Below are 11,806 nucleotides of genomic sequence, written 5' to 3'. Positions count from 1 at the left end.
AGAAAGTAACAGGCTGAATGGTGAGTCATGAGGTGGGTGACTGGGGTGGTAAGAATGTAGAGTGTGTAAGGCGGTGGAGTGAGGGTTGTTATGATCATTTTTTTTTTTCCAAGAAGACGCCGGCATACGGGTTTTCTGCCTGTCTCGGGGGGTGGGAGATGTGTATAAGAGACAGGTGAGGGCTCGGCAGGCGGGGGCTGCCCCGGGCCCGGCCCGTGGCAGCCCCCGCCGGCCGAGCCATGGTGGACGAGCCTGCCGCCCCTCGTCATGGAGTATGCCCGCGCCGCGCTGCGTGACGCGAGGATCGTCGGTGCGGCTGCGGTGGTGCTGATTGCCCTGGGCTTTGGGTGGTGGTTCGTCAATCGGGACGCCGGCATCATTGTCAGCGAGCCGCCGCCCGCGACACTGCAAGCGGTCGAGCCGCCGCGCGACGACAGCACCGTTCAGATCGACACCAGCGCCGGCGTAGAAGATGCCCCGCTCGATGAGGCCGGCCGCGGCTATCGGGCCGCGCTCGAGGTGACGCTCACCGCCGCCGCCGAGCAGCAGGGCAGCATCACCCCGATCGAACTGGCCCGGGTCTATGCCGCAGAATCCGCGGTGATCGAGGATCCAGGCCTGTTTCTCGCCGCCATGCTGGAGGATTGGCCGCTGCCGCCCGACCGGGCCATTCCGCGCGACCGCAGCGGCGCCTACGCGCTGACCCGCTACGCCGCGACGTTCGATGCGCTCGAGCGCGGCGATCCCTATGGCATCGACCGGCCGGCGCTCGATCGCAGCGCCACCGAAGACCAGATCCTGAGGGACAATGTCACCGCCTTCGACATCGGCGGCGATCAGGCGTCGGAGCCCGAGGCGCCAGCCATCCAGCCGGCGCCGAGCTGGCCGGATTGGCTGAAATGGCTGGCCTTCCTGCCGATGCTCGGCATCGGCGCCTGGGCCCAGCTCACCCAGCTCTCGGCCTTCCGGGCGCAGCTGACCAATCCGGAGGCCGGCACCACCGGCATCGCGACGCGCCTGCCGGCCGAAACCCTGACGCTGACCGATCCGCGGCCGGCGCGAAAGCTCACCCGCCAGATTTCCTGGCGCGAGCCGGGGCTCGCTCGCCGCATCCATGCCGCGGCGAGCATCCGCTCCACCATCCGCAATGGCGGCTATCTGACGCTGGTGCCACGCCTGAGGCGCCGCACCTCCGACTTCCTGTTCCTCGTGCCGCGGCTGCGCGACAACGATCATGAGTATGAGCGGGTTGGCCGGCTGATCGACAGCCTGCGCCGCGGCGGGCTCAGCATCACCGTCTACGACTATGCCCCCGATCCGCGCACCCTCTATCCGAGCGCCATCGGCCGCCCCGCGGCCGCCACCGACACCGTGCTGGATCTCCGCGCAGTGCGCGAACTCATGGCCGAGGCGCGGCTGGTGCTGGTCACCGATGGCGCCGAACTGGTGGACTACTTTACCAACCGGCCCCTGCCCTTCGTTGCCGAGGAACTCGCGACCTGGCCCAACCGCATGCTGCTGACCCCGGTGCCGGTGGCCGAATGGGGCGAGCGCGAGATGAACCTCAGCGAGGCGCTCGGGGCGATCATCGGCCGGGCTGGTCCGGAGAGTTTCGGCGATCTCGCCCTCGCCTTCGGCGAGCACCCGAAACTCCCGCCGGAAGCGACGCGGCTGGAGCAGACCGATCTGGCCGAGGGCGCCGACCGCGCCAGCATCGCGCGGCTGCTCTCCTGGGTCGAGGCCGCCGAGCGGCTGCTGGGCGGCCGGGCTGCCGCGGCCGACCGGCCGCGCAGCATTCGGCTTGCTGACCCGATGCTGACCTCCGACGCGGAACCGCCCGACGATTTCCAGGCCGAACTGGTGGACGAGTTGCGCGCCTGGCTGGGGCCGCTCGGCTTTACCTGGCTCGCTGCCTGCGCCGCCTATCCGCAATTGCGCTTTGCCATCACCGTCTATCTGGGGCTCCGCATCGTGGTGGAGCGGGGGCCGGTGCGCGAGCCGCTCTATACCGAGCCGCGGCTGGCCCAGCTCTGCGTGCTGCCCTGGTTCCGCACCGGCCGGATGCCGCCCTGGCTGCGACGCGCCCTGTTTGCGGCGCTGACCGCCCCGCAGCGCGTCCGTGTCCGCGCGGCGATCGACGACATGCTCAATGGCGCCAGCCACACCGATTTCGCCGACCTGCCGCACGAGGCGCAACTGCCGATCTGGCGCCAGCAGGCGATGGGGGTCGAAATCCCGGCGGACGCGGTGATGGCGGACCTGTTGTTCCGCGATCGCTCCGAAGTCGATCCGGTGATCAAGGGCGGCGCCTTCTCGGCGATCTTCCGCGATGTGGCCATGAGGGCCCAGCAACTGCGCCTGATGCTGCTCGGCGCCGGGCTGATCTGGTGCCTCGTCGCCTTCTTCCTCGTCCCCGCGCCCGGTCCGGCGCCGCAGCCGATCGGCCACTGGCTGCCGCTCGTCCTCTACGTCGTCGCGACGGCGGTGATCGGTGGCGTTTGCAGCGGCCTGTGGTTCTTCCGGCGGCCGGTTGCGACCGGCACGGTTCGGGAGGCGACGGCATGAGCACGGCACCCCAGACACCGTCCGACCAGGGGCCAAGCGGGACGTTCGACCCCGAGGTCGCTGGCAGCGCCAAGAAGGCCGCCACGCCCAAGGGCAAGCCGGTACCCGAGAGCGAGCCGGAGCCCCCCGAACGCGGCTGGCTCGACCGCTTCGGTGCAGAGTTCGGCGCGCGCTTTCAGGCAAGCCAGCAGGCGGTCGCAGCCATCCCGCGGCCGGTGGCGCTGGCGGCTGCCGCGATCCTCATCGTGCCGGCTGCGCTGGGGTTCTTCGCCGCGTCCTATGTCGGCGCCGTTCAGCAGCGGGTGGAGATCACCCTCACCGGCCCCGACGGCGGCGCAGATCTGGTGACCGCGCTTCGGTGGAGCGACAGCCCCGACCAGGTCCTGGTTATCGGAACCCAGTCCGGAGCCCAGTTCACGCTTGACCCGCAGGGCACCCTCAACACCCGAGCCCGCCTCGGTGTACCGATCGCCGACATCGAGGCGGCGGCGGATGGCTCTACCCTCCTCGTCACCCTGGAGCCCGAGCAATTGACGACGACGCCAGGCGGCTCGCTCGGTCAGGCAAGTGGCTTCGGCAACGAGACCTGTCGCAGCGGCTATGTCTGGCGCGAAGCCACGGTCGACGATCTCATCTGCGTGCTGCCGGAAGTGCGCGACCAGGCGCTGGCCGACCGGGCCGAGGCTGAAGCCGGGCGCAACGTTGCCGCCGGCTGCGCCGAGGGCCTGGTGCCACGCAACGCCAACCCCAACGACACCGCCTGCACCACGCCTGAGATTGCCGCCGATGTCATCGAAGAAAACCAGCGCCATGAAAGCCGGAAACTCTTGTCCGGCGCGGCCTTTGCCGGGACGCGGCGTGTAGAATTGACAGTGGGCGGCGGCACCGTAGTGGGTGAGCGCGGGCTGTTCGCGATTTCCGGGACCTCGATCATCGCTGGCGAACGCGTCACCACGGTGCCCGAGAGCGAGAGCAGCACCAAGCAGGCGGTGGAGATCGCCCAGCCCACCGACACCATCCGGCTGGCGCAATGGACGCTCGCCGATGGCATGCCGGCCCGAGCCAGCGAAGTCGGCACGCTCGAGGATGTGCGGGTGCTGGCGCGGCAGCCCGGCACTGACATGGTCTATGCCGGTGACGGCAGCGGTCCCCTCTACGAGATAAACGCATCAGTACAGATGTCCGGCACCAACCCCGCCTCGTATCTGCGGCAACTGGGCACGCAGGGCTCTCCCATCACCGCGATCTCCGTGGCATCCGCGCCCGCTCTGGACATGCCGAGCCTCGTCACCGCAGCGGAGAACGGCGCGATCGAGGCCTGGTGGCCAGAAAAACCCGCGCCATCCCGCGCCCTCGAGCCCCCGGCGTTGAGCCGCCCCGTCATGTCGCGCGGCAGCACCTGGGCGTTGCAGGAACAACTCACCCTGCTGGTGCTGACCGTTCAACTCGAGACCGAGAACCATGGCGACGCCCTGCTGTTCTCGAGCGAAACCAGCCTCTCGATGCTCGCTGCGCCCTCGATCGAATTTGCATCGCTCCCAGCGGGTGCCGAACGATTGATGCCTCCCTTTGCCGCGACGCCGGATGGACGCTGGAGCGCCGGCTACGACCCCGAGACCCGCGCCGTGATCACCTATGAAGGCATCATCCGCGCGCCCCTCCGAAGCATCCCAGTCGCGGATACCCCACGCGACATCGCGCTCAGCCCGACCGGCGACCGCATTGCCATCGTCCGCGCCGACGGCAGCGCGGCCATCGCGGGCCTCCGAGACGATGCTGAACTCGCCCTTAGCCTCCCGGCTGAGGCTCGTTCGGTGGCCTTCAATCCCAGTGGCACCCAACTGGCGGTCGGGCTGAGAGGCATCTCGGCTGCCATTTACCGCGCCGATAGCGGTGTCCTGCTGGCCACCACGCAAACCCCAGCCGACCCCGGCGGCGATGACGGCGCGGTGACCCTCGACACGCAGGCGCGCTACAGCCCCAACGGCCGCCAGCTCGTGCTGCTGGACCTCGGCAGAATGGTTTCGACCTACGGCATCCGTCTGCGCCAGGTATCGACGATGCGGAACATCGCCGTCAGCGAGCAGTTGTCGGAGGGTAAACTGACCGCCAATGGCCAGCGGGTCGTCGCCCGCCGCGGTGCCGATGAACTCGTCGTCTACGATACAACGACACGCACCGAGCTCGGTTCGATAGTCTCACCCGGCTTCACCACCTGGGCCGCCTCCCCCGATGCGTCGATCATCGCCGTGACCTCGGCTGGTGGTGGCATCGACATCTATGTCGAGCAGCCGGACAACACCGTGGTCGTCCCGCCGCCCCGCCTCGCTAAGGACGGCTTGAAACTCTCGGCTGACGGCTCGACGCTGCTCGTTCGCGACATCGACGGCAAGCTGCACGTCTGGAGTCTCCATGACCAGGCCGAGGCCCTGCCGCTCGCCACCAATCTCGCTCCCGATCTCACCGCCATCGCCGCCGAACTGGCGCCCGATGGCAGCTTCGTCGTCGTCGCCGACAGCGCCGGGGGCATCTATCTCATCGACCTGCCGGGGCTCCATCGCATCGGCATTGCCGGGCATGGGAGCCTCGTCCAGCGCATGCTGCTCTCCGCCGACGGCAGGCTGCTGGCATCGGCCAGCCTCGATGGCGTGGTGCAGATCACCGACCTCCCCCGGGCGCGCCAGATCGGCGCCGTGCCATTGGTGACCACCCCGATCGGCCGGCGCCCCGACCGGCTGCAGCCGACCCTGTTGGCCGATCAGCCGGGCAGCATCGACCCGGGGGTGCAGCAATTCCTCGAAGACGCGGGCTATGGCCCGGTGCCGATCGATGGCGTGCTCGGCCTTGCCACGCGCGCCGCGATTGCCCGCAGGCAGATCGAGCGCGGGCGCCCGCCAACCGGACTGCCCGACCCGACACTGCTCAACGAGGCGGCGCCGGTTGCTCTGAACTGACCGATCACCACCGATTTCGACGAGGACGACACTGTCAAGCAAACCCAAGGGAGACGATCATGGCCGACCTCGACTACTTCGTATTGAGCCTCAAAACCGATTCCGGTCTACGCGGCCGCAGCGGCGGCATCGGCAGCCTGCGCGACCGGGCGGCGGCTCCCATACCCGAATCCAACGAGCTGGAGGGGATGATGGGTGGCGCCCTCGAAGCCGCTGTTGCCGAGGAGCCGGTGACGGGAGCGCTGACGCTGGAATCGACCACCCTCAGCGAAGCCCAGGCCCAGGACGCGGCACGTGACCCCGACGCCATGATCGCCCCGGTGATGCCGGTCGAACTGATCCAGCCGCTGTCGGCCGCCGATATCGGCGCTGACGCCGCCGCCGACCCCTTGGCACAGGCGATGGCCGCCAAGGCCTCGTGGGGCGTTGCCGGAGTGGGGGCCGATATCTCGAAGATGACCGGGCAAGGCGTAACCGTGGCGGTGCTCGACACCGGCATCGATGCCGCCCACGCAGCCTTTGCCGGCGTCAACATCGTCGGACAGGATTTTACCGGCAGCGGCAGCTTTGCCGACAAGCATGGCCACGGCACCCACTGCGCCGGCACGATCTTCGGGCGCGACGTCGATGGCGTGCGGATCGGGGTGGCGCGGGGCGTCACCAACGCCATTGTCGGCAAGGTGCTCGACGACCGCGGCCGGGGTTCGACCACCGCCGTGCTCAAGGCCCTGCATTGGGCCGGGGCCCAGGGCGCCAACGTCGTGTCGATGTCGCTCGGTTTCGATTTTCCGGCGATGCAGGAACAATTGCAGCTGGGCGGGCGGCCGCAGCGGCTCGCCACCTCGATCGCCCTGAAGGCCTATCGCGAGAACCTTGCGATGTTCGACGCGCTCTTGACCTTCCTGATGCTGGAAAACCCGGCCAGCCAGGGCATGGTGGTGGTCGCCGCCTCCGGCAACGAGAGCATGCGGCAGACCGATCCCAACTTCGTCATCGACACCAGCCTCCCCGCCGCCTCGTCGCGCGATATCATCTCGGTCGGCGCCGTGTCGCAGGCGGCAGGCGGCCTGTTCGATATCGCCAACTTCTCCAACACCAACCCGGTGCTCTGTGCCCCCGGGGTCGGCATTGTCTCGGCGAAGCCCGGCGGCGGCCTCGTCTCGATGAACGGCACCAGCATGGCCTGCCCGCATGTCGCCGGCCTCGCCGCGCTGTGGTGGCAATGGCTGCCGGCCAATATGGGCCGGGCCAGCGGCTCCGGCGTGCGCGCCAGAATCACCGCCAACGCCCGGCCCGGCAGCTTCACCCCCCGCACCACCCTCGCCGACCGCGGCAGCGGCGTAGCGACAGCGCCGGCGCCTTGATCGAAGCCGCGACGACTGCAAGTGCGAGCGGTCCGATCCACCGCAACCGCCCCAACTCGGTGTCATCCCAGCGAAAGCTGGGCCCCCCACGGCGAGGGCTGTGCCCTCGTCCGTCGTCGCCGCCCACACCAGCGGATAGTTGGGTCCCAGCTTTCGCTTCGCTTTCGCTGGGATGACAGCCGGTGGAGAGAACCTGCCAAAGTCCGTGGGTTCCATCCCCCTCTCCCCTGAGGGGAGAGGGTAGTGCAGCTAGGACCGTCAGGTCCGTAGCGTAACTAGGGTGAGGGGTTCAGCTTCTCAGCGAGCGCGTATGGCGCCGCTTCACCCCTCAACCGCCCTTCGGGCACCTTCTCCCTCGGGAGGCGCTATTGCGCCCCCTTGGAGGGGAGAAGGGACAGAGCCGCCAACGCGGTGATTTAACTCAGCGCTGCGAACTGCCTAAATCCCCAACGCCCCAAACACCTGCCAGCCCAGCGCCGCATCCATATCCGGCGTGAAAATCCCGTCCGAGCCCCTGGCCCCGGCCATGCCGGCCTGGGCTTTGTGCAGGGTTTCGGTGCTGAGTGGGCCCATGGCGCCGTCGGGATCGCTGAGGTTGAGTTTCCCCTGCAGGCGCTTGGCGGCTTCGCTGCTGGAGCCGAAGCGGATCCGCCGCAGCCGGCGGGCAGCGATCGGATCGGCGGCAAGGCCATCGAGGCGCAGCCGTGAGGCGATGCGGGCCTCGGCCCCGGTGAGCAGCATATAGAGATAGCGCTTGCCGGGCTCGCCATCCTTGTCGGTCAGCCCCGCCGCCTTCCGGAAGGCCGCCCAGGGGCCGGAATGCACGCCATCCTTGAAGGTGCCGGTCACCGTCTGGCAGCCGAGCGAACTGAACCCCGAGGCATTGCTGAAGAACGCCGGATGGATATTGTCGCCCGGCGCGCAGCGATCGACCACATCGGTCTTGTCATAGGTGAGGTCGTTTTTCGAGCGCCGCACCACCACCACGCGTTTGGACATATCCGGGTTGCGCAACAGGAAGCACCCCGGCGTCTCGCGCGAGGTGATGTGCGGGCCGCAGACATAGTTGTAGAGCCCGGTCGCGAGCAGGTTCCCGGCCGAGCCATCGGCCTTGAACTTGGCTACCGCCGCCTGGTTCGGCACGGTCGAGCCGGGAAAAACCGACAGCTTGCCCTCGGCCCGGTGCCACACCCCGATGGTGCAGCGCGGCACCACATGGTCCGGGCGCTGGTCCATCAGCACGATGCCGCCGCTGGCATGGTCCTTCACCACCCCTGCCCCGCGCAGCCCGAACAGGATCGGTGCGCCGTTGCCCAGCGCATCGACATTGAAGTCATTGAGCCGCGCCAGGAGCGCCAGGTCGTCGGCAGTAAGCTCGAACGGCACGCCCTGGGTCAGATTGCCGCCAAGATGCGCATAATCGGGCTGCACCTCGTCGCTCGCCCAGGTGGCGCCGACCCCGGCGACCCCGATCATAAACCCTTCGGCAGCCGCTGCCGCCAGCTCGTCCTCACCGGTCTCGGTCCAGAAATCCTCGTCGGTCTTGCCGGTGGTGCTCTCCGCCTCGGGCGGCAACGCGGCGTCGGCGGCCGCGACGCCCGCCTCGAGCATCGATGCTTCGGAACTGATGGTCGGCCCCCCCGCCAGCCCGGTCAGGAACAGCGCCGCTTCATCGTTGCGGCGGCGCTTCATGCCCTCGGCGATCGACGTCCCCACCCAGATGCGGATCATGGCTTTGAGCTGCTTGGGGATATCGGCAAAGTTCTGCGCCGCCATTGCAGCCTTGATGGCGCGCATCTCCCGGAAGCGGTCCTTGGAGTCGGTGGCGGGGTTATGCGCCTTCGAATACGAGGCGCCGCGATTGAAGGTCAGCGACACCAGCGTTCCGAAGCAATCGCCGCTCAGCCGGTCGGTATTGGGCAGAGCGCTCTGCGTCAGCAGCGAAAACTTGGGCAGCGTCTGCGCCTTGAACTCGACCTCGGCCATCTCCCAGGGGACGGTGATATCGAGCACCGTCTGCAGCAGAGCCTTGAGCTTGGCCTCGGAATCCTTGCCGCTGTGAAAGCCGACGCAGGCTTGCAGCGCACTGCGCTGGCTGGTCGACAGCCCGGCGATCAGTGTTGCCCAATCGCGCTGGTACTCATCGAGGGTGACATAGCCCAGGTCATAGCCGAACCCGATGGTGATGCCGGATGACCCCTTGGGCCAGATCGGCCGCTTCTTGATGACAGTGTCGTAGAACGCCCGTCCGCCGGTTTCATAGTCGACGATCAGCTTGAACGCCGCCGCCGAGACGCGCGCCGCGGCGGCGATCGCTTCGGCTGAGGGAGCGGTCGCGAGGACCGAGGCTTCCGGAGCAAGATTTTCCAGCTCCACTTCTTCGAGTTCGCGTTCGCGATAGGCAAGGAGTGCCTCGAACTCCTCGAAGTGCCCCTCCGAGGTACCGAGCGCCGCTGCAGACACTGTGTCGTTCATCGCCGTCCTCCCTGGGAATGCTCTGGTTTACATCTTCGTCAATGTCGTTGGTTCATAGACAATCGCCCGGTCAACCGACCGGCGGCAGCTCGCTCAATAGTTTATATGGCCGCAATTTTTCACCCAAGTAAACAATCAGGCGGCCGACGTTGTCAACGACTTGCAAGGAAAAACTCTCAAGCATAGATTGATTGCTGTCCGTCGCAAGCAACGTGACGCCATCGTTATGCCGTATTCACAGATATCCGGTTGTATTTACGTCGCAGTTTAGTTCAAAGCGCCGGCTGCTTGTCGGGTGAGGAGGATGTCGTGCCGCAAGTTCCGCCGACCGGTGCTTTTCCAATTGACGACGCAACGATGCCGACTTTCGTCATCCGCTTCGATGAGCGCGGACAATGCACCTCCCCGGTCACCGCCCGGCAGCTGGTCGACCATCTGAAGAGCCAGCCCTACTCCGACATCCTGTTGTTCTCGCATGGCTGGAACACCGACTTTTCCGGCGCCGTGGCGCTCTATCGCGATTTTCTCGCGGCGTTCAAGACGGTATGCACCAACCATCCGGTGGCCGGGTTCAACCCCATTTTTGTCGGCATCACCTGGCCCAGCGCCTGGTTCGCTGCCGATGCCGGCCCCAAGCTCGAAAGCGTCGCCGAAGACGTCGAGGACATCGTTCTGGCCGCAGCCGCGGCGCCGCTGGCCGATCCGGAACGGCAGCGGCTCTACGAACTGACCAATTCCAGCGCGCTGAGCCGCGAGCAGGCGCTCGAGCTCATCGAACTGTTGCTGCCATCGGTCGCCACGGCAGAAGACGAGGTCGACACCGAGGCCGAAGTCGATGCCGAGGCGCTGCTTGACGCCGCCAAACAGCTGGGTGACGTGAATCGTGGTGCCGCGCCAACCAATTTCGATCCGGTGACCGGCCTGCCCGAAGCCGGGGTGCTGGGCGGCGATGGCGGGTTCGACCCGCGCGACATCGTCCGCATGCTGTCGCTCTACCAGATGAAGGATCGCTCCGGCGCCGTCGGCGCCCGCGGCGTCAGCATCCTGCTGCGCCAGATCCTCGGCGCCAGCACCGCCAAGGTGCGGCTGCTCGGCCACTCGTTCGGCTGCAAGGTCATGCTGTCGGCGATTTGCGTCGGCGCGCCGCTCAGCCGTCCGGTGAGCTCGATGCTGCTGATGCAACCGGCTTTGTCGCACCTCGCCATGGCGGCCAGCGTTCCCGGCCGGCAAGGGCCGGGCGGCTATCGCCCGGCGCTCGACCAGGTTTCCGGGCAGATCTTCACCACCTACAGCAAGAAGGACATGCCGCTGCACGACGTGTTCCACCTGGCGCTGCGCCGCCGGGAAGATCTCGGCGAAGCCGAAATTACCGCCGCTGCCGGCGAGCCGCCCAGCCGCTACGCCGCCATGGGTGGCTATGGCCCGCGCGGCGCCGGCGAAAAGCTGCTGAGCCCGATCCCCGGCCCGGGGGATACTTTCGGCGACCTCACGGGGTTGAAGCTAGTGGCGCTCGATGGCTCGGCCGACCGGATCAATGGCCATGGCGACATCACCACCGGCTTCACCGCCTGGGCGTTGCGCCACCTCATCGCGGAGTAATGGAACGATGACACAGTCTCTCGACCAGATCCGCGCCGAGATTTCGGCGCTCGAACTGCCGGCCGAAACCCAGATCGAGGCGGCCGCCGCCGAACTGCCGGCCGTTCCCGATTTCAAGCCGGGCGTACCGCAGGTGATCACCATCGGCTCGCAGATCGCCGAGTTCTCCGAGGGCGTGCCGGCGGACCTGCGCTCCACCATCGCCAACTGCATCCTCCTCGCGCAGCTGGCTTCCGATCGCTTTGTCGAGACCCACCCCAATCTCGACGAGCTCAACTGGTACAACTGCTATGTCGCGGTGCTGAAGAAGTGCGGCTGGCTGATCGAAAAGAACGAGACCTCGCTGAAATCGGTCTCCGGCAACGGCGCCAAGGTGCACTCCGAGATCATCGGCGTGCTGACCGCCGCCCTCGGGCCCGGCGCCGCAGCGGCATCGATTATCCTGAGCGTGCTCAACGGGCTGAAGAACATGGAGAAGGACCAGCCTTTCTTCACCATCTTCGACAGCGCCAGCCAGCACGCCGAAGCCACCCTGTTCCAGATCAGCTACGTCGATGGCGGCCCGGGTAAGCAGCCCCGCCTCAACTTCGCCGCCTATCGCGTCGAAGCCTCCGCCAGCGCCACGCAGATCCTGTTCTTCAAGCTCGCCGGCACCAGCGCCAAGCTGCGCAGTTCGTACGCCGACCTCGTAATCGATGAAAACGTGCTGCGCGCCGTCCGCGACCTGATCTTCGCCAAAGTCGGCGACCGCATCGTCGGCAGTATTACTTCGATCGAGATTTAGGGCGGGGGGCGGCGTCGCCCGTGGCCGCAGGGCAATCGCATATGACTTTGTGCACTGAACTCTCA

6 protein-coding genes are annotated in these 11,806 nt (G+C 67.3%); 5 read left to right on the top strand and 1 reads right to left on the bottom strand.

Going from position 1 to position 11,806, the window contains the following annotated elements; genetic code table 11:
• Positions 1 to 267 precede the first annotated feature (267 nt).
• The 3 genes from VW23_RS01075 to VW23_RS01065 are packed head-to-tail and all read left to right on the top strand — an operon-like array spanning position 268 to position 6,883.
• Entirely contained in the window at positions 268 to 2,565 is a 2,298-nt protein-coding gene (locus VW23_RS01075; protein WP_069907751.1) for a hypothetical protein, read from the top strand.
• The gene (locus VW23_RS01070) at positions 2,562 to 5,519 is read left to right on the top strand and encodes a peptidoglycan-binding protein (RefSeq protein WP_069907750.1); all 2,958 of its coding nucleotides are present in this window, start codon (positions 2,562 to 2,564) and stop codon (positions 5,517 to 5,519) included. The genes VW23_RS01075 and VW23_RS01070 overlap by 4 nt, the downstream gene beginning before the upstream one ends.
• Before the next feature lie 59 nt (positions 5,520 to 5,578).
• Positions 5,579 to 6,883, top strand: coding sequence for a S8 family peptidase (locus VW23_RS01065; protein ID WP_084645409.1), 1,305 nt, complete (start codon positions 5,579 to 5,581; stop codon positions 6,881 to 6,883).
• Positions 6,884 to 7,321: 438 nt separating this feature from the next.
• Here VW23_RS01065 and VW23_RS01060 read toward each other — a convergent pair whose 3' ends face one another.
• Positions 7,322 to 9,358, bottom strand: coding sequence for a lysozyme family protein (locus tag VW23_RS01060; RefSeq protein ID WP_069907749.1), 2,037 nt, complete (start codon positions 9,356 to 9,358; stop codon positions 7,322 to 7,324).
• A 357-nt stretch (positions 9,359 to 9,715) separates the two neighbouring features.
• On the opposite strand from VW23_RS01060, the gene VW23_RS01055 reads away from it, so the two are divergent.
• The gene (locus VW23_RS01055; RefSeq protein WP_069907748.1) at positions 9,716 to 10,957 is read left to right on the top strand and encodes an alpha/beta hydrolase; all 1,242 of its coding nucleotides are present in this window, start codon (positions 9,716 to 9,718) and stop codon (positions 10,955 to 10,957) included.
• A gap of 7 nt (positions 10,958 to 10,964) precedes the next feature.
• A complete protein-coding gene (locus VW23_RS01050; protein WP_069907747.1) occupies positions 10,965 to 11,741 on the top strand; it encodes a hypothetical protein in 777 nt (258 codons plus the stop codon).
• The last annotated feature ends 65 nt before the right edge of the window (positions 11,742 to 11,806 follow it).

Source organism: Devosia insulae DS-56, assembly GCF_000970465.2.
Classification (GTDB): Bacteria; Pseudomonadota; Alphaproteobacteria; order Rhizobiales; family Devosiaceae; genus Devosia_A; species Devosia_A insulae.
The sequence above is the reverse complement of the archived record's forward strand: the minus strand, read 5'-3'. Positions and strand labels throughout refer to the sequence as shown.